Source organism: Wolbachia endosymbiont (group B) of Xylocampa areola, from assembly GCF_964028205.1.
GTDB lineage: Bacteria > Pseudomonadota > Alphaproteobacteria > Rickettsiales > Anaplasmataceae > Wolbachia.
Genome location: NZ_OZ034771.1, coordinates 592,964 through 611,584 on the forward strand (window position 1 = coordinate 592,964; position 18,621 = coordinate 611,584).

18 protein-coding genes and 1 tRNA gene are annotated in these 18,621 nt (G+C 33.1%); 15 read left to right on the forward strand and 4 right to left on the reverse strand.

Annotated features, from left to right (window positions below; all coding sequences use genetic code 11):
* Positions 1-8 precede the first annotated feature (8 nt).
* Positions 9-870 (reverse strand): IS630 family transposase gene (locus tag ABWU35_RS02875; protein WP_265028085.1). Its coding sequence is split into 2 segments (ribosomal slippage): positions 9-546 and positions 545-870, totalling 864 coding nucleotides; the frame shifts between segments, so codons are not numbered across the junction.
* A gap of 47 nt (positions 871-917) precedes the next feature.
* Here ABWU35_RS02875 and ABWU35_RS02880 point away from each other — a divergent pair.
* The 15 genes from ABWU35_RS02880 (at position 918) to rnc (ending at position 16,431) form a co-directional block, all read left to right on the forward strand.
* Positions 918-1,577 carry a phosphomannose isomerase type II C-terminal cupin domain gene (locus ABWU35_RS02880; protein ID WP_353276078.1) on the forward strand — a complete coding sequence of 220 codons (660 nt, stop codon included), beginning with the start codon at positions 918-920 and terminating at the stop codon, positions 1,575-1,577.
* Between the two features lie 116 nt (positions 1,578-1,693).
* Positions 1,694-2,923 (forward strand): lipoprotein-releasing ABC transporter permease subunit, encoded by a 1,230-nt coding sequence (locus tag ABWU35_RS02885; RefSeq protein WP_007302450.1) that lies wholly within the window; start codon positions 1,694-1,696, stop codon positions 2,921-2,923.
* Entirely contained in the window at positions 2,916-3,647 is a 732-nt protein-coding gene (locus ABWU35_RS02890; RefSeq protein ID WP_007302451.1) for a hypothetical protein, read from the forward strand. Before ABWU35_RS02885 ends, ABWU35_RS02890 begins: the two co-directional genes overlap by 8 nt.
* Positions 3,644-4,864, forward strand: a complete 1,221-nt coding sequence (locus ABWU35_RS02895) for a tetratricopeptide repeat protein (RefSeq protein ID WP_019078604.1) — start codon at positions 3,644-3,646, stop codon at positions 4,862-4,864. Before ABWU35_RS02890 ends, ABWU35_RS02895 begins: the two co-directional genes overlap by 4 nt.
* 166 nt (positions 4,865-5,030) lie before the next feature.
* Positions 5,031-5,903 (forward strand): ATP synthase F1 subunit gamma, encoded by an 873-nt coding sequence (atpG, locus tag ABWU35_RS02900; RefSeq protein WP_007302454.1) that lies wholly within the window; start codon positions 5,031-5,033, stop codon positions 5,901-5,903.
* 18 nt (positions 5,904-5,921) lie between these two features.
* Positions 5,922-7,256: a TldD/PmbA family protein gene (locus ABWU35_RS02905; protein ID WP_007302455.1), complete on the forward strand. Its 1,335-nt coding sequence runs from the start codon at positions 5,922-5,924 to the stop codon at positions 7,254-7,256.
* Between the two features lie 174 nt (positions 7,257-7,430).
* On the forward strand, positions 7,431-7,682 hold the full coding sequence (locus tag ABWU35_RS02910; RefSeq protein ID WP_007302456.1) for a cold-shock protein: 252 nt from the start codon (positions 7,431-7,433) through the stop codon (positions 7,680-7,682).
* A gap of 34 nt (positions 7,683-7,716) precedes the next feature.
* Positions 7,717-8,943, forward strand: a complete 1,227-nt coding sequence (locus ABWU35_RS02915; RefSeq protein WP_012481988.1) for a DEAD/DEAH box helicase — start codon at positions 7,717-7,719, stop codon at positions 8,941-8,943.
* Positions 8,944-9,240: 297 nt separating this feature from the next.
* Complete coding sequence (locus tag ABWU35_RS02920) at positions 9,241-11,520, forward strand: AAA family ATPase (protein ID WP_007302458.1); 2,280 nt, start codon at positions 9,241-9,243, stop codon at positions 11,518-11,520.
* Between the two features lie 56 nt (positions 11,521-11,576).
* Positions 11,577-12,575, forward strand: a complete 999-nt coding sequence (locus ABWU35_RS02925) for a molecular chaperone DnaJ (RefSeq protein ID WP_264685511.1) — start codon at positions 11,577-11,579, stop codon at positions 12,573-12,575.
* Between the two features lie 58 nt (positions 12,576-12,633).
* Complete coding sequence (locus tag ABWU35_RS02930; protein WP_007302460.1) at positions 12,634-13,524, forward strand: class I fructose-bisphosphate aldolase; 891 nt, start codon at positions 12,634-12,636, stop codon at positions 13,522-13,524.
* Between the two features lie 5 nt (positions 13,525-13,529).
* Positions 13,530-13,601, forward strand: a tRNA-Cys gene (locus ABWU35_RS02935).
* A 107-nt stretch (positions 13,602-13,708) separates the two neighbouring features.
* Positions 13,709-14,506 (forward strand): hypothetical protein, encoded by a 798-nt coding sequence (locus tag ABWU35_RS02940; protein WP_052264760.1) that lies wholly within the window; start codon positions 13,709-13,711, stop codon positions 14,504-14,506.
* 72 nt (positions 14,507-14,578) lie between these two features.
* Positions 14,579-15,646, forward strand: coding sequence for a quinone-dependent dihydroorotate dehydrogenase (locus ABWU35_RS02945; RefSeq protein WP_007302462.1), 1,068 nt, complete (start codon positions 14,579-14,581; stop codon positions 15,644-15,646).
* A 92-nt stretch (positions 15,647-15,738) separates the two neighbouring features.
* The gene (rnc, locus tag ABWU35_RS02950; RefSeq protein ID WP_012481989.1) at positions 15,739-16,431 is read left to right on the forward strand and encodes a ribonuclease III; all 693 of its coding nucleotides are present in this window, start codon (positions 15,739-15,741) and stop codon (positions 16,429-16,431) included.
* Between the two features lie 52 nt (positions 16,432-16,483).
* Here the strand turns inward: rnc and ABWU35_RS02955 are convergent, their stop codons facing one another.
* From ABWU35_RS02955 to ABWU35_RS02965, 3 genes are read right to left on the reverse strand one after another with little or no spacing between them, the layout of a single operon-like run.
* Positions 16,484-17,083, reverse strand: coding sequence for an SCO family protein (locus tag ABWU35_RS02955; RefSeq protein ID WP_007302464.1), 600 nt, complete (start codon positions 17,081-17,083; stop codon positions 16,484-16,486).
* Between the two features lie 35 nt (positions 17,084-17,118).
* The gene (gene dnaQ, locus ABWU35_RS02960) at positions 17,119-17,823 is read right to left on the reverse strand and encodes a DNA polymerase III subunit epsilon (protein ID WP_007302465.1); all 705 of its coding nucleotides are present in this window, start codon (positions 17,821-17,823) and stop codon (positions 17,119-17,121) included.
* Complete coding sequence (locus tag ABWU35_RS02965; protein ID WP_007302466.1) at positions 17,823-18,482, reverse strand: Tim44/TimA family putative adaptor protein; 660 nt, start codon at positions 18,480-18,482, stop codon at positions 17,823-17,825. Before ABWU35_RS02965 ends, dnaQ begins: the two co-directional genes overlap by 1 nt.
* Positions 18,483-18,621: the final 139 nt, after the last annotated feature.

Sequence of the window (18,621 nt, forward strand, 5' to 3'; positions counted from 1 at the left end):
CATAATAGTCAGAATAAAAAAGCAGAATCAACAGCTTGACGGAAAGACTTAAAAATAGGGATATTTTTTCTAGCTCTGTTCTTTATAGCAAACCACTGATGCTCAATTTTGTTAAAGTCTGGAGAATATGGAGGAAGATAAAGAATTTCAGCACCAACTCCTTTAGCAAGATTATCTATTTTTTTAGATTTATGAAAAGTAGCGTTATCAAGAATTACAGTTTGGCCAGACCTTAAAATTGGAGTTAAAAACTGCTCAAACCAAGCCTCGAAAACATCCTTATTGCAATATCCTTCAAAGGTCAATGGAGCAATGATTTTCTCTTTATTTAGAGCTGCAATCATACTGACCCGCTGAGCTTTTTTACCTGATTTTAGTGAATGAAACCTCTCTCCTTTTCTGCAGTATCCGTATGGGTAGTCTTCTGTATTATCTATTCCAGATTCGTCAATATATACAAGATTTTCATGACGTTTTGTTGCTATAACCTTTGAAAAGTGAGCTCGCTTCTCTTCATTTCTTTCTTTATATCCGTAGGTCTTTTTTTCTTGTAAATCCAATATTTTTAAGTGCACGGTGAATCGTTTGTCTACTGATATTGCCCCAGAGTTTAGCCATCTCTGACTGAGTTTTGCCACCATGGTTTTTTGCAAATTTGGTAAAAACATTCCAGTCAGTAATTTTATGGTTATATCCTACGCTTCCAGGCTTTTTTGACTGAAAATCTCCCGTTTCCTTACGTCTTTTCTGCCACTCATATAGAGTTGTTTTTCCAATTTTAAATCTCTCGGCAACATTTGCTCTACTTTCTCCTTCATCCAATGCTTCCATTGCTTTTTTCCTTAAGTCGTAACTATACGCTGCTGGCATACAAACCCCACTACCATAAATCCATATCTTAACTTGTTTGGATTATTATGAGAAGAGCTATAGAACAGCAAAATTGTGCAGGAATGGGTGATACATCTATTGATCACCTAGTGATAGAAAAAGCAGAAAATATTGTAATGATAGAAGCCAATTTCGATTGGATGGATGTTGGCACTTGGGGTTCAGTTTTAGAGTTAAGTAAGAGATTTAATAAGAATTTTGAGTCGTTTCAAGCTGTAATCAAAGGAAGAGAGCCAGTTTTGATGACAGAAAATGATGCAAAAAATTTACTAGGTAGAGTTTATAAACGGCCAAGTAAGAGCCTAATGTTGTTCATTAATAAAGTTAAGGAAGTAAAGCCAATAAGGAAAGAGGTTAAGCCATGGGGATTTTATAGTGTAGTTTTAATGGGCAAGGATTTTCTTATAAAATACCTTTTTATAAATCCACTGAGCTGCACTTCTAAGCAATTTCACCACTATAGAGATGAGTACCATATAATACTATCAGGGGTTGGATGCGTGAGTTTAGATGACAAAACATATGCTATAACAAAAAATCATGTAGTAGAGATTCCAAGGAAGGTGTTTCATAAAATTGAGAATAAAAGTACAAGATTTCCTCTTGAGATAGTTGAGTTTCAGGTAGGAAAGTTTTTATCTGATAATGATATAGTAAGATTGGACGATATATATGGAAGGTCTTAATATAGAACATTGAATATATTCTATAAGCTTGCTAAATTTAGACAACCTCATTTGAGGTAAAGGAAAAATTACAGTTATATGAAGCATAAAAAGTATGATATTTAAATCTTAGTATAATGTCTATTGCCTTTGAATTTACTATGGCTATTCGCTATTTGCGAGCAAAGAATTCTAGATTTTGCTCTATAATGGCCTTGTTTTCTATTATTGGTATTGCTCTTGGAGTTGCAACGCTAATAGTAGTAATGTCTGTAATGAATGGGTTCAGAGCAAAGCTGCTCGACTCTGTACTTGGCATTAATGGTCATATTAATGTTTACTTTGATAGAAGCATAAATTCAGATTACCACGCAGTGTTAAAATCTATTGAGAAAATCCCAGGTGTATTAAAAGCTACTTCTATGACCAATGATCAAGTGATCGTTGCAGCAAATAGTGGAATTGTGGGTAGCGTAGTCCGTGGTGTGTCAACTAAAGACTTACTTAATAATACTATCGTTAAGAATAATGTAATTATGGGTAACGTGGAAAAATTCGATGAAGGTATCATAATAGGGGCAAGATTAGCAGAAGCTTTGAATATTGATTATGGTGATAACATTATGCTTATATCACCTGAAGGATTTGATGCACTGTCTGGTGAAATACCAAAAATGAAAGAATATAAAGTTGTAGCAATATTTGATATGGGTATGTTTGAGTACGACAATACCTTAATGTATATGCCCATAAAGTCAGCTAAAGCTTTTTTTAATTATAAAGATAATGTGAGAAATATAGAAGTGTTTGTAGATGATATTGCTATGGCTAATAAGCTAGCAAACGCTATAGCAAAAGAAACAGGAATGAGAGCTGAAAGTTGGCAGTCTCAGCAAAGCCATTATGTTAATGCTTTAAAGACTGAAAGAAATGTGATGTTTTTAATTCTCACTTTAATTATAGTTGTAGCAGCATTTAATATTGTTTCAAATTTGATGATGATAGTGCAAGAAAAGAAATCTGCAATTGCAATTATGCGTACGTTTGGTGCAACAAGCGGAAGCATTATGCGCATATTTTGTGCTTGTGGATTGCTGATTGGTTTTACAGGAACTTGTCTTGGCTCTATTATAGGGGTTGTTTTTTCTCTCAATATTGAAAGTATTAGAGTGTTTTTAGAAAACATTACCAACATCAAACTGTTTGATCCTATGATATACTTTTTTTCAAGTTTGCCAGTGATATTAGTCTCTCAAGATGTGATTAACATTTCTGCACTTGCATTGTTCTTATCATTTTTAGCGACAATTCCTCCTGCATTACAAGCAGCTGCTCAAGATCCTGTGGAGATATTACGTTATGAATGATACTTGGAGAAAATGCATAGGTTGGTTCTTAATTATATTGTTGTTTGTTAGCTATATTACAATAAATAACATAATATTTTTTAAAATAAATCAGCAAGAGAGTGAAAATAGTATAAGTATTGTAACGGAAAAGATAGATGAACTTAAAATGTTGCTTGAAGTTAATCAAATTAAGGTAGAGAAAAAGATATTTGATTTAAAGAGAAATCTGCACACTCAATGTGAGCAAGGTGACGGTAGTTCAAGACATAAGAACCTCGCAAAGTTGCTGCTACTTGTGATTAAGATGAAGAATTCGTTATTGCAAGAAGCCAAGTTTGATAATCATATAAATTCAATAAAGCCTTTGATATCAGAGCTTGACGATCCAGAAATAGAAAATGCAGTCAATGAATTGGAAAATTTGAAAGAGGTAGATACTTTATGCGGGTTGAAATTGTCTTTTGAGAAGAACATGACTGTTATTAACTACAATAAAAGTAACTTGTTTAAAAAAATCATTTCAAATTGGATCAAGATAGATGATCGTAGTGATCCACTCAGGTTAAAGCTTGCGGAAATTGAAGAATTAATAAGCGATAATGATTGGCAGAGCATAGCCACCGCAATAAGTGACTTAACATACCCAGAATTCAAACCATGGCTTAATAAATTGAATGATTTTATTGTAGCTTTCAAGAATACTTCAATAATATATCGTCACTTATTACAATACATCTCATGATTTATTTTATAATTTTTGCTTTTTCGTTTTTATTTGGCATATGGATCAAGGTAAGTGGTGAAGTAATAAAATTGGAATTAGGCAATTACACTATAAGTATTGATCTATATTTCGTTATTCTTGCTTGCGTAGTCTTATTATTTTTATTGATTGCAGTTGCACGTTTTTGTTCTTCTATTTCATCAACATTTGCTAACATAAAAAATAGAAGAAGAAGTAGGGAAGAATTGCTTCTCTTTGAAGCTTTCTTTAGCTTAGATTTAGGTAATATAGAGAACACCAATAAGCTAATTAAAAATCTAAATGAAGAAAGTGATAAATTATCTTTAGTAAAGCTCTTTAATTCAGGTAAAACGGGAAATTACAGCTTTTTCAGCCATAATTTAACGAGTATTGCAAGTAAAAATCGCAACTTAGCTCTACTTCTGATCAATAAACTGATTATTCACCTAAAGAAAGAAAGGTTAGTCTTTCAAAAATTTATAGAATATTGCTCTAGTTCAATTAATGATAAAATTTTGTCTATTCCCTTTCAAATAGAGCATTGTATATTGCAAGAAGATTGGATAAATGCAATTTCAAAGTTAAAGGAAGCTATCAAATTCAATATTTTTCTTCCCTTTGATCGTAAAAAGATGTTAGCGGTTTTTTATTGCGCTTTAGCAAAGCAATACGAAAGTAAAGGAAGTTTTTGCAAAGCTATAGATTATTTAGCTAAAGCACAAAGTTATTATGCAACTTTTCAGCCCATCAATTATTTAAAGGCAGAATTATATATCAAGCTTGAAAAAATCAGAAAAGCTTCCACAGTATTAGAGGAAGAGTATAGAGTAAATCCTACTCCTCAATCAGCTAGAATGTATATCAAGTTAAATAATAAAGGCGCTGAAAGACTATATAACTTACGCCCTGATTATTATTTTAGTTATTGCTTGCTTGCTTTGTCTTCAATTAGCTTAGGGAAATATGATCTTGCAAGTCAGCATTTAGATATTGCTATGAAAAAAGCTAATTACATATCAATCTACCTTGTTATGGTACAGCTCAAGATTATGCTACAAGAGTATGATCAAGCAATTTACTGGCTAAATAAGATGAACTCAGAAGCTGTGCCTGATCCAGGTTGGAAATGTGTTGATTGTAATAAAGAGCTAAAGCAATGGGATTATAAGTGCTCAAGTTGCAATAGTCTTAATTGTATTTACCTTATATTATAAGACTCCATAAGGTGTGATACTTTTACATCGAGATTGCTTTAATATAATCTTTATCTCAAAACAGTAAATCTGTGAGTTTCTTAGTTAGGTTTGATTCCAATGTCAAAAAAACTTGTTTTTAGACATTACCAGTTATATATTTTAATAAATTAGAATTATATATAAAATGAAGAGCTTAAAGGAATTATCCTTAAGAATTAAAAATATTAAGTCTGTGCAGAAAATCACGAAAATAATGCAAATGGTTTCTGCAGCAAAATTATTACAAAGCCAAAAGAAATTATCAAATTCAAAATTGCATATATCTAAGCTGCATAGCATTATTTCTTCACTAGCGCTATCAGCGGATCAAGAGTTACTAGCAAGAATTCTAAATATCAATAATGAAGATTCTTTCCTAGTATTTATTATTGCATCTGATCGTGGTTTATGTGGCAGCTTCAACTCCTCTGTTGTTAAATTTAGTCAGGAGCATATAAACAAATTAATTGCAAATGATAAGAAAGTAGACATTGTTTTTTTTGGTAAGAAAGCTTTTGAGACAGGCAAAAATAGATTTAATTCTAAAAATATCTTGAAGGTTGAAAATAGTAAGGGAATCACACTAAAGCGTGTGGAAGCCTTGGTTAGTGATATAGATCTAAGTAAATACAATAAAGTTAAGGTTTTTTACAGTAAATTCTATAATACCTTCATGCAAAAGCCAATATTAGAAACAATAAAACCATGGAGTAAAGACTCATTATTAATTGATAATTCTGTAGTTAGTCCTCTAACAGATTACAGCTATGAGTATGAACCACAAAATATTGAGTTTATTTTAAAATCTTTGACTCAAGATTATGTTACAGCTTCTCTTTATTCTGCTTTACTTGAAAGTGCAGCAAGTGAAAATAGTGCTAGGATGGTTGCTATGGAATCAGCAAACAGAAATACAAAAGAAATGCTAAATAAACTAGCATTACTTTATAATCGTTCTCGTCAAGCAGCAATTACAACTGATTTGATTGAAGTTATAGGTGGTGCAGAATCTTTATAGAAACTCAAGGAATGAAAAATGAATATATTAAATATTGCAGCAGATATCACTAAACTAATAAAAAAGCAGAATCAAGACGCAGAAGTTACAATATATGAAACTAATAAGACCTCGGTTTCTCAGCGTCTATCAAAAATTGAACAAATATCACAATCTAAAAACTGTACTGTCGGAATTAGAGCTATAGCAGGTAAGAACAAAGCTGCGTATATTTCCACAAACGATTTGAATAATCTTAGTAGTGCAGTGAGCCAAGTGGTGGAAATGGCAAAGAATGCCCAGGAAGATCCTTATATTAGTTTTGCTGTAGATGGCAGTAATTATATCTCTTCTGCAGATTTAAATATCTCAGATAATAATGTTGTAACAATTGATAACTTAAAAGAAATTACTGAAGCTACAGAAAATTCAGCTCTTGCACATAAAAATATTATTAATTCCGAAGGAGCTTCATCTTCACATACTTCAGTAAATACAGTATTATCAACCGTTTCTGGTTTTGTTGGTTCATTTAGTAAGTCAACTTTTGTTAATCAGGTTTCTGTTGTTGCTGGAGAAAAGAATGAAATGAAAATAGGCTACGATTACGATGTAGCATGCAACTTCAGTGATTTAAAAACACCGGAGTCAATAGGGAAAGAAGCAGCAAAAAGAGCAATAGATCAATTGGGTTCATGTACAATCAGGACAGGCAAATTTCCGGTTGTTTTTGAAAAAAGAGCAGCAAAAGAGCTAGTAAAGAGCTTTGCTTCTGCCATAAATGGTAGCAATATTGTAAATAATAGCTCTTTTTTGAGAAATAGTTTAAATAATCAAATTTTTAATACTGAGATTAGCATTATTGATGACCCATTGTTACCAAGGGGTATAACATCAAGACCGTTTGACGGGGAAGGAATAATGAGCAGAAGAAATGAATTTGTAAAAAATGGAGTACTGCAAAACTGGATTTTAGATCTATATTCGGCTAGGAAATTAAACTTGGAAACGACCGCAAATGCAACTCGTGCAAGTAATGCTGCAATTATTCCTTCAGCTAGTAATTTCTATTTCAAAAATGGTAATAGATCGTTTAAGGAATTAATTGAGGAAGTAAAAGAAGGAATATATGTAACTGATTTATTTGGTTTTGGTGTTAATTTAATCAATGGCGATTATAGTCAAGGTGCATGCGGATTTTTTATAGAAAATGGTAAAATAACGTATCCAATACACGAGATTACTGTTGCCGACAATTTGAAAAATATGTTTAGCAATTTAGTTGTTGCAAATGACCTAACTTTCTGTGGGCAGTTTAATTCACCAACGATTAAAGTTAGCGAAATGACAGTAGCAGGTTCACTTAGTGATTAAAAATTTTAGTTGCATTAAGTACAATAATTGTGTACTATTACTATGTAATGTTAAGAATAGACTATGGAGTATAGAAGTTTAGTTGCAGTAACTAAGCTTAAAGCATTCTAAATCGTAATTTCAAAGTTTTTCATCACATTAATAATGTTAGTTAGTAGTTTAGGAGTTATCCATATGGAATTTGGTAATATAAAATGGTTTAATGTTGAAAAAGGCTATGGTTTCATCAAGCCAGAAGGTAAAGGTGAGGACGTTTTTGTACATGTTAGTACATTAGAACGTTCAGGAATAAGACCTGATGAACTTCGAGGAGAGGATAAAAAGAGAGGAATGAAAGGGGAAAGAGTAAGTTATGAGCTTAAAGAAGAGCGTGGTAGGAACGGAGAAGATAAAAAGTCTGCAATAAATTTAAGATTGGAAGATTAGTCTATCGTGAAGCTTTTTAATAGGGTAATGTATTGTGAGTAATTTTCATGAAATGGGGCTTCCAACTTTGCTTAGGCAAGCTCTAAGTAAAAATAATCTTTGTGTTCCAACCCCGATTCAGGTGCAAGCGATTCCTCTAGCTCTTCAGGGCAAAGATATTCTTGGGTCTGCTCAAACGGGAACTGGAAAAACCTTAGCGTTTGCTATTCCACTGGTTGCTAAATTGATGAATGAGCCAAGCATTGGTTCAGCTTTAGTCATCGTGCCAACCAGAGAGCTTGCTCATCAGGTAACAAGTGAGATAAGAAAACTCTTATCTCAAAGTTCTTTACTAAGAGTTGCTTTGTTGATCGGAGGCGAGCCTATTTTTAGGCAGCTAAATCAGCTTCAGAAAAAACCACAAATTATAATAGGTACTCCTGGTCGTATTATAGACCATATTGAGCGTAAAACTTTAGTTACTCGGAATGTTGGTATTCTTGTGCTTGATGAGACGGATCGTATGTTTGATATGGGCTTTGGAATTCAGATTGAAGAAATTATGAAGCATTTGCCTAAAATAAGGCAAACTCTTATGTTTTCTGCAACTCTTCCTGGAGAAATAGTAAAACTTACTGAAAAATATCTTAATCAACCAGAGCGTGTTTCTGTCGATTGCCAGGCTACAACTTCTGTAAAAATTAAACAAGAAGTTGTTTATGCATCAGAATCAGAAAAATATGGCAAGCTTGTTACACAATTATGTCAGCGCAAAGGATCAATCATTATTTTTGTCAAAACAAAGCGAGGAGCGGATCAGCTAGCTGACAAATTGCACAAAGATGACTATAGCGCTTTGGCAATTCATGGTGATTTAAGGCAGCACAAGCGTGAAAGAGTCATTGATTCTTTTCGTCGTGGCCGCAATCAAATCATGGTTGCAACAGATGTTGCTTCTCGCGGTCTTGATATTCCGCACATTCAACATGTTATCAATTATGATGTACCACAATCGCAAGCTGATTATGTTCATCGTATAGGTAGAACTGCACGTGCGGGAGCTGAAGGATTTGCATTATCTTTTGTTACACCTCAAGATAAGAGAAGACTGCCTGCACTAGCAGATAAAGAAGGAGAGCCAAATTTTGATTGTAGTATGCAATCTCAAAAACGTAACAGCAAAAAGATCTTTAAAAGGCCAAGTACGTTAAAGGCTAAATACGGTAGAAAAAAGATCAATGTATTTAAGAAGAAAAGCAGAGTACTAGAAAAAGCGTATTAATGTACTTAACTATTCTTCTATTCTTTAAAAGCTCCAGTAAACTTGCTGCAAAGTGAAGTGATTGGAGGATGGTAGAAAGAATATATAGCTAGCCCAAATTAGATTTACCTACAATTTGATAATCTTAATTCTGCTGCTTATAACGTTTTGAGATTATCACAACGGTATAATGTTAGGCTGTGTGGACTATAATCTGTAGCTTAATTCAATTTGGCTACAACGAGCTGCTAGATTTCAGTTTTTTTAATAATTGTGTGCTACTAATTATATATAAATTTACACTTTTAAAGAGAATAGATGATTTCTAAAAATTTAGAGGCAAGTTTAAATAGAGCGTTACAGATTGCTTCTGATTGTAAGCTTAAATATGCAAAAGTGGAACATTTGTTGCTAGCATTAACCAAAGATGTGGATGTAAATTATGTTTTATCAAGATGTAACATCAGAGCTGGTGAAATCATAAATATAGATAATATTATATTAAGGAATGATCGTGGTAATAATGCAAAAGGTTTTTTACAAGACAACTCCGAATTAACTGTCAATAAAGTTGAGCCTGATGTGCTATTTCAACGCATAATACATAAAGCCATGATACGAGCTCATCGTCTGGGAAGAAAAGAAATAAATGGAGCAAGTATTCTATTAGAGATTCTGTCTGAGCAAGATTTATACATTGAAGAGCTATTATGCAAACAGAATGCAAAGGATTCTAATTTGATTTATAACATATCCAATATAAAATATTCAGGTGATATAGAAGAATATGTAACTAATCGCAAGATAAAACTTGATAAGAATAACGATATCTCTACTGTAGCAAATAAAGGTGAATTATTAAAAGATGAAGAAGTTCTACAAAATTATTGTAGAAATTTAAATGATTATGCAAGAAGCAAAAAAATAGATTATGTCATTGGTCGTGATTATGAATTAAATCGCACTATAGAAATCTTGCTAAGACGCAGAAAAAATAACCCTTTATATGTCGGAGAACCAGGTGTTGGTAAAACAACAATAGTTGAAGGCTTGGTATTGAAAATTATTGAAGGTAGTGTTCCGAGTGCACTGAGATCCAGCATAATTTATGCTTTGGATTTAGGATCACTTCTTGCAGGAACACGCTATAGAGGTGACTTCGAAGAGAGAATAAAATCTATAATAAAAGTAATTGAGGCAAAACCTGGCGCTATTCTTTTCATTGATGAAATACACACTATTATTGGAGCAGGTTCAACGAGTGGCAGCTTTCTTGATGCTGGCAATCTGCTCAAACCTGCACTTGCAAGAGGTGCGTTGCGTTGTATAGGTGCAACTACATATAGAGAATATAGCAATAGCTTTGAAAAGGATAAAGCATTAGCAAGGAGGTTTCAAAAAATTAATGTAAAAGAGTCTTCTATTAATGATACAGTAAAGATACTAGATGGTATAAAGCATTACTATGAAAGGTATCATGGAGTATATTACACGAAACATGCCATTAAATCTGCAGCTGAACTTTCACACAAGTATATTACTGGGCGAATATTACCTGATAAAGCAGTTGATGTTATAGATGAAGCAGGGGCATATTGTAAGTTACAAAAAAGCAGGCGAAAAATTATAAACAGTAGAGACATTAAGAGTACTATCGCTAGGATTACAAACGTACCTTGCGGGTTTGATGATATGCAAAGAGTAAAATCTTTGAAAGAAAATCTCAATAGGGCCATTTTTGGTCAAGAGCAAGCGATAGAGTTTCTCGTTAATTCTATTAAAATTGCTAAATCTGGTCTGAGAAGTTACAATAAACCCTTGGCAAAGTATCTTTTTGCAGGGCCAACTGGTGTAGGTAAGACTGAGCTTGCGAAGCAGCTAGCACAAAATATGGGTATGAACCTTATTCGGTTTGATATGTCTGAGTATATGGAACCTCACACAATATCTAGAATGATTGGTTCCCCTCCTGGATATGTGGGTTACGACCAAGGTGGATTGCTTACAGAATCTGTATCTAATAATCAATATAGCGTAGTACTTCTTGATGAAATTGAGAAAGCTCATAGTGATATTTATAATATATTACTACAAATCATGGATTATGGTTGTGTTACAGACACTTACGGACGTAAGGTTAATTTTTCCAATACGATTTTAATTATGACAACCAATGCAGGGGCATTTGAACGTAACAAAAGTTCTATTGGCTTTGGGTATAAAAACTTTAACATCAGTGACAGCGAAAAAGCAATGGAACGGGTTTTTAGCCCCGAATTTCGTAATCGTCTTGATGCAGTCATTTCCTTTTCTGATTTGGATGCGGATGTCATTTTGCACATTGTGGATAAATTTATTCAGGAATTAAAAAAACAACTTGTGCAAAAGGGTATAAGCTGCTCAGTGGAAGAAGAAGTAAAGTCTTATCTTGCGCAAACAGGTTATAGCAAAGAAATGGGAGCACGCCCAATAGAGAGGCTGATTGAAAAAGAGATAAAAAGTCATTTGGCTGAAGAAATACTGAATCGTCGATTAATTAAAGGAAAGAAATTAAGGATTTATATTGGTAAACACGGAATTGCTTTTGATATAGTTTAAATTCTTGCTTGAGTATTAAATTTGTAGTATAGTCACTATTTTTTAATGAGGCTATAGTGGCAAGTTTAACCAGAAATCAATATTACAGTAATCAAGATTTACGGAATTTATTTTCAAGGCTGGGAATAAAAGCGGAAGAAGTAATAAGCCAGGAGTTTGATGATGTACTTAAGTTAGTTGAGCGGCGCTTTAGAAGAGCTTCATTAAAATGTCACCCTGATAAAGTAGTAGGAGAGAAAGAGAAAAAAATAGCTGAAGAAAAGTTTAAAAAACTTAGTGCAGATAAAGATAAGCTAGAGAAATATCTTAACGACTTAAAAGCAGCTGGCATATCTATAACATTACAGCGAGAAGTGCAGGAAAAACAAAGGAGAATCAATGATATTCTATTGCGTAGAGAGAAAGCTGTGAATAGAGCATGTTTATTTTTTATATTAGCAAATGTGGTACTTGGTCCGTCGCCTCAAGTCAAATATTGCTTATCACAACTTGCTAACAGTGGCAAAGTGCAAAATATTGCTTATAAATTTTATGCATTCAGCATTGGAGTTTGGCCATGGTTATTTATTATATCCTTTTGTAGTATTATCTATGCAGCAAGTAAACAAAGAGGCTCACAAGAAGGAAATCTAGATAGGTTAAATAGAAGATACAATCTACTTATTGCTGCTGATAATTATGTAATATGTATATCAGCAGCGTTTGCTGTATGCAGTTTAATGTCGGAAGTTGCACAAAATGGCTGGCCTGTTCAATATGGAACGATGCTAATAGCTAATTTAGCATTAGATTTATTACTTATTGCTTTACTTAGGACTTTTGTGAAAGCTTTTGAACTATATGGTGAATACTGTACCCAGTGTTTATATGAAGAAGATGCGGAATTTAGTTATAAAGAAAAATTTGCATGGTATGACTACAAATTAGTACTTATGCCGCTCGTTCTTCCTATTGTTAAAATGTATTTTGAAGATTTAGTTCAAGAAAAACCACAACAGCATACTACTGATCCTAAAGTTACACCTTTAAATATAGGCGTAGGAACAAGAGCATAAAAAGGTCTTTGCTTCAACTATAGTTTTTGCTACACTTTGAGTAAATTTGAAGATATTAATGAGTGAAGAAGTAAAACAAATCCTAAGTTACTACGAAAGTGAAAACCCTGGAGTAAAAGCGAATCTTACTCGCATTCTTATGCATGGGAAACTTGGTGGAACTGGCAAGTTAGTAATTCTCCCTGTAGACCAGGGATTTGAGCACGGACCAATAAAAAGTTTTGAAGTTAACCCTGATGCTTACGATCCACATTATCATTTTCAGCTTGCAGTTGATTCAGGAGTAAGTGCATACGCTGCTCCGCTTGGTATGATCGAAGCTGGTGCTTCAACTTATGCTGGAATGCTACCACTTATTTTGAAGCTTAATAGCGCTAACTCTTTGCACTCAAAAAGCTTAACTTCAGATCAAGCAATAACTGCCTCTGTAAAAGATGCGCTGCGTTTGGGCTGCATGGCTGTTGGGTTTACTATATATCCTGGTTCTGCTAAGTGTTTTGATATGATGGAAGAAGCTCGCAAAATTATAGCTGAGGCTAAATCTTGTGGCCTTGTTGTAGTGCTATGGTCTTATCCACGTGGTGAAGGGGTTTCCAAAGAAGGTGAAACAGCAGTTGATGTGATTGCCTATGCTGCGCATATAGCGGCTTTGCTCGGTGCCAACATAATAAAAGTAAAACTTCCAACCAATCATCTGGAAAGAGAAAAAATAGAAAATATTGAATCATTATCTAAAAGAATTGAATATATTAAAAAGTCTTGCTTTGCAGGAAAAAGAATAGTAGTTTTCTCTGGTGGTGAGTCAAAGTCAGTGGATGATATATACAATGAGGCAAAAGAAATTAAGCAAGGTGGTGGTAATGGTTCAATTATCGGGCGCAACACTTTTCAAAGAAAAAAAGAGGATGCTTTATCTATGCTAAAAGATATAATTAATATCTACGCATAAAAAACGGCTGGGTGGCAGAATGGCTTATGCGGAGGACTGCAAATCCTTTTATACCGGTTCAATTCCGGTCCCGGCCTCTTACTCCAATTAGATCGTTTTTTCTTCTGAAATTTTAACAAGAAGTGTGGCTTTTAATGAAATATTTAAAAAAATAAGATACTATATTCAAAATATAAGCAGTAAAATGCCAAAGAGATTAACAGAAGTTTTATTATTGATTGGTTTGCCCTTCTTGCTTACCAGTTGCACTTTTCACTATTTATTAAAGAGCTCGTATACTCATCTTGCACCAGAAAAGTACCCTTCATCCAACAAACAGCCGGTTTACGTCGGTACAGCTTACAGTGCACAGACTATATATAATGCGTTATTTAATGACTTTCTGTTAATAGGTAAGTCATCATTCACAGCCAAACATGGGCGTGCTAGTCAATATGTTAACTATGGAAGAGAAGTTGGAGCAGATGTGATAATCGTATCATTTCAAAATATGCAAAAGGATAAAGAGCATTTTAGCATCACAGAAAAACTATTATGGGACACAAGCTTAACAACATTTCATACAAGGACCATTATAAACTTCGATCAGGACGTACTCTTTCTAAAAAAGGTAGGTGATGCAAAAGCTCCATGGGAATATGTCAAAGGAGAGTTCAAGCTTCACGAAAAAGACGATACTGATCCATATCTAGGGAATTGGGTAGGGTATAGAATATGCGAGATTGCAATATCTTCTTCAGAAGATGAATACTTAGGATTTGTAAATGAAGATAATTGTAAAGAAAAATCTGGAATAAATAAGATGCTTGCTTGGAAAAATGGGGATGTAAGGTTGCGGATTAATAAACAATCAAAACAGGGATTTTATTTAAATCGAAATAAGATTCCTATACTAATAAAATCTCAAATTAACAAATTTGGCTACCTCGAATTAGTAGATGAAAATACTGATCAAGTTCTGGTTTCCCTTCAGAAAAATTAGTTTTTACTACCCATAGAAACTATATACTTACTATTTTGATAAACCTCAAGCTTTCTAAGTTATTCTTGTTGCATGGTAAAAAATAAACTAAAAATAAGCAAAGTGTTTTACAAAATGATATTACGTAATTTATTGTTTTTACTGCCGCCTGAAATCGCTCACTCCTTGGTAATAACGGCGTTAAAAAAGATGCCCTGTAGGAAACCTATAGAACTACCTAAGTCTTTAAATGTAAACTTTTTTGGTAATAAAATTAGGAGTCCTGTAGGTCTTGCTGCAGGTTTTGATAAAAATGCGGAAGTTGTAAAGCCGATGCTCTCATTTGGTTTTGGATTTATTGAGGCTGGTACTGTAACTAAACATCCCCAATATGGAAACAAAAAACCGAGAATTTTTCGATTAATTAAAGATGAAGGAATAATTAATAGATTGGGATTTAATAATAAAGGAGTAGACTATTTTCTTAAACAGATAAGTGAAACTAAACTTGGTAATTGTATTTTTGGTATAAATATAGGAAGAAACAGTACATCAAAGGACCAAATCAGCGATTATGTTGACTTAATAAAGATAGTATATGGAAAGAGCAATTATATAGTACTGAACATCTCATCCCCAAACACACCTAACTTGCGCGATTTGCACAATAAACAAGAATTATCCAAATTGTTGAAATCTATCACTCTAACCCGGAAATCAATCGATAGCTCTGAATCCATACCGATAATATTAAAAATTTCTCCAGATATAGATCAGCAAACAAAAGAAAATATCGCTGAGCTTACACTAGAATATAAAATTGACGGCTTAATAGTAAGCAACACTACGATAAGTCGAGATTCTTACTATAATGAGAGTGGTGGGTTGAGCGGCAGGCCATTATTTCAACTTTCAACCGAGTTATTGAGTGACATGTACAAGCTTACTAAAAGCAGAATTCTATTGATAGGATGCGGAGGAATTTCAAGTGGTGTTGATGCATATGAAAAAATAAAGGCAGGAGCCTCTTTAGTACAACTGTACACTGCTCTTGTATACCAGGGGCATCAAGTTGTGAACAAAATCAATCTGGAGCTTGCAGAATTGGTAAAAAGAGATGGATTTAGTAACATTACTGAAGCAGTGGGTTGTATACATTAATTTTGGAAGTTATTGATATTGTTTTAGTAAAGTAGAGCTAACTTTTTAGTGTAGAGGTATGATAGAGAGTGCTTTTCTATTGAATGATTAATATGAGAGTTTTGAACGATACAATATCTAAAGTTATTAATTATAAATTTACAGATTATGCAATATTAGAAGAGGCATTAACCCACCCAAGCGTAAATAAGAGAAATAGCGAAGACCAGGTTGTAAGCTACGAAAGGCTAGAGTTTTTGGGCGATAGTGTTTTGAATATGGTTGTGTCTGTTATGCTGTTTAAAATGTTTCCTGAAGAAAAAGAAGGAGCATTGGCAAAAAGAAAAACGGATTTAGTTTGTGGCAGTACCATTGCTAATGTTGCTAAAGAAATAGAGTTAGGTAACTTTATTATCATGAATAATAGTGAACGTTGTAACGGAGGAAAATGTAACTTAAAAAATTTAGAAAATTCGCTTGAAGCACTAATAGGTGCAATTTATATTGACGGCGGACTTGAGAGTGTTGAGAAATTTATTATCCGACATTGGGAAAAGCTAGCTAAGGACATCCTCGATCCTCCTCAAGATCCTAAAACTTCACTGCAAGAATGGACTCAGAGAAATAAATTACCTTTACCGAAGTATGAGCTTGTAAAACAAACTGGACCAGCACACAATCCTGAATTTACTATATCAGTTTGCATAGAGAGTTATGACAAAGTTTCTGCATGCGCTCCTAGTAAGAAAATTGCTGAACAAAAAGCTGCTGAGTTGATCCTAGAAAAAATTAAAAAAACGACTTAGTTTAATCAAAATAGCTGTTAGCATAAATTTAAAGTAAGCTAAGCTCTTTAGTTCAGCTTACATATTTTTTTATCTCAGCCAGAATCTTATCAGATTGACTTTCATCTGAATTTAAATCAGCTACAAAGTGTGTGACATATTTTCCTTCAGGGCTAATAAGGTATATCATTGAAGAATGGTTAATTTCCTCTTCTCCATCTACTTTACTTGCATATACTTTATACTTTGCAACTACTTCATCTATTTTTTGTCTTTCACCAGTGAGCATTTGTATTCTATGGTCAAATTGCTGCTGAAATTCTTTAAGCCTTTCTGTATTATCGCGCTCAGGATCAACTGTGATAAAAAATGTTTGTAGCTTGTTGTCAGTTTTCTCGTCTAACTTTGCAAGTGTTTCTGAAATTATTCCAAGGTTCATAGGGCAAATTCTTTTACATGAGGAAAATCCAAAAAAAATCATCATATACTTATCTTTGAAATCACTACTGCGTACTATTTGCCCGTTTTGGTTAATCAAAGAAAAATCCCCACCTATTTTAATTTCTGTATTTTGTGAAACAAATATGCCTTGCTTAGTAAAATAACAATAACCTAAGAAGATAGCTGCTACTGTTATTAGCAAACTAGACAATAACCTTATAAACTTTATCATTAAAGCGTTTCCAATAAAGTTAAATCATATATTGATTAGTTGATTGATTCAATATATTCCTTCCAAAGTGGGTTGTTAATTTTATCTAACAATTTCTTATGCTCATCAATTTCTTTAATACTTGGTGAATGTTCTCTGCGAGCTAAATTACGCACTTTATGTTGAATAAACGTAGAGTTATTGTCCTGAGCACATTCATTATTAAATAAAAAGGTTTGCAATCCTCCTGTAAGCTCAACATAGACCTTTGCAAGCAATTGAGCATCAACTAATGCTCCGTGTAACTCTCTACCTTCTAGCGATATATCAAAACGCTTGCATAATGCATTTAAAGAAGCAGGTGATCCTACAAACTTTTTTCTTGCAAGTGGTAATGTATCTAGCACTCTATCTGAGGAAATTAACCCAGCATTTAACTTGCCTAACTCCATATTAAGGAACTTAACATCGAATTCAGCATTATGAATCACCAAAATGTCATTGGATATGAAGTCAAGAAATTCAAGTGCAACATCTGAGAATAGTGGTTTATCTTCCAAAAATTCCTCACTAATACCATGAATCTTAAATGAGTGGTAAGGTATATCTCTTTCTGGATTGAGATATCGATGAAATGTTTTACCTGTTGGAATACGATTAATTAGTTCTACACATCCTATCTCAATAATTCGATGTCCAGATTTAGTATCAAGACCTGTAGTTTCAGTATCAAGTACTATTTCTCGTAGCCTACTTTTCATCAGTTGTCATTTGTTGTTAAATTTTTATCAGTACTTGCCTTCTTATAGTTAATAGAAACAAGTAACCAAGTTAGATCTGATGAATTAATATTTTTTTTGAATTGCCATACATCTTCAACTTTGTTAATAGTAGACATGCTACCTGATGTGATGTTTCCTTCGTTATTCTTAACGAAGTTAATTTGCTCTGAAAGGAAATATACTGCAATAAATATTACGTTTTTTACTAACTTTATTTCTAAGATCTTTTGTGAAACGATAGAAACAATTATGGACTCATGTGTCTCTTTACGATGTTTAATCTTATCCACAAAACTGTTATATAAGTCTTTGTCCAGAAGGGATTTTAATTGAGGTAAATTTCCTTGGTTAAAATATTTTATTATTAATTCAAAAGCTATGCTTGAACCTTCTATAAAATTGGAAATAGAAAACTCTTTGTTTTTTTGTAATATTTGTTCATAAGTAGTTTCTATTGAACTTTTGTCGTTGCTATAAATATAATCTTCGATATTTTCTACCACATCTTCTTTACTTTGACTTACATCCAATACACCTGTTAGCTTTTTTAGGTTGAGACTGGCTGATCTTCCTAAAGAATTATATAAGCGTGAAAAAATAAACGCCGCTAGTAAAGCATATATTACAAGCTCTATCATGGTAACTTAACTCCTTGATATATAAAGTATCTAAATATTATTAATTATTGATAAAAATATGTTTTTCATATTAACCTATAGTTAGGTTTACTATTCATTTGTAAATGAATATATTATATAAGAAAGTATTAAACATCTC

What these genes read in the sequence shown, in the direction of transcription:
- ABWU35_RS02940 (WP_052264760.1), top strand. Translation starts at nt 13,709, where the DNA reads ATGCCAAAGAGATTAACAGAAGTTTTATTATTGATTGGTTTGCCCTTC.
- atpG (WP_007302454.1), top strand. Translation starts at nt 5,031, where the DNA reads ATGAAGAGCTTAAAGGAATTATCCTTAAGAATTAAAAATATTAAGTCT.
- ABWU35_RS02955 (WP_007302464.1), bottom strand. Translation starts at nt 17,083, where the DNA reads ATGATAAAGTTTATAAGGTTATTGTCTAGTTTGCTAATAACAGTAGCA.
- ABWU35_RS02920 (WP_007302458.1), top strand. Translation starts at nt 9,241, where the DNA reads ATGATTTCTAAAAATTTAGAGGCAAGTTTAAATAGAGCGTTACAGATT.
- rnc (WP_012481989.1), top strand. Translation starts at nt 15,739, where the DNA reads ATGAGAGTTTTGAACGATACAATATCTAAAGTTATTAATTATAAATTT.
- ABWU35_RS02890 (WP_007302451.1), top strand. Translation starts at nt 2,916, where the DNA reads ATGAATGATACTTGGAGAAAATGCATAGGTTGGTTCTTAATTATATTG.
- ABWU35_RS02905 (WP_007302455.1), top strand. Translation starts at nt 5,922, where the DNA reads ATGAATATATTAAATATTGCAGCAGATATCACTAAACTAATAAAAAAG.
- ABWU35_RS02880 (WP_353276078.1), top strand. Translation starts at nt 918, where the DNA reads ATGAGAAGAGCTATAGAACAGCAAAATTGTGCAGGAATGGGTGATACA.
- ABWU35_RS02965 (WP_007302466.1), bottom strand. Translation starts at nt 18,482, where the DNA reads ATGATAGAGCTTGTAATATATGCTTTACTAGCGGCGTTTATTTTTTCA.
- ABWU35_RS02930 (WP_007302460.1), top strand. Translation starts at nt 12,634, where the DNA reads ATGAGTGAAGAAGTAAAACAAATCCTAAGTTACTACGAAAGTGAAAAC.
- ABWU35_RS02910 (WP_007302456.1), top strand. Translation starts at nt 7,431, where the DNA reads ATGGAATTTGGTAATATAAAATGGTTTAATGTTGAAAAAGGCTATGGT.
- dnaQ (WP_007302465.1), bottom strand. Translation starts at nt 17,823, where the DNA reads ATGAAAAGTAGGCTACGAGAAATAGTACTTGATACTGAAACTACAGGT.
- ABWU35_RS02895 (WP_019078604.1), top strand. Translation starts at nt 3,644, where the DNA reads ATGATTTATTTTATAATTTTTGCTTTTTCGTTTTTATTTGGCATATGG.
- ABWU35_RS02945 (WP_007302462.1), top strand. Translation starts at nt 14,579, where the DNA reads ATGGTAAAAAATAAACTAAAAATAAGCAAAGTGTTTTACAAAATGATA.
- ABWU35_RS02885 (WP_007302450.1), top strand. Translation starts at nt 1,694, where the DNA reads ATGTCTATTGCCTTTGAATTTACTATGGCTATTCGCTATTTGCGAGCA.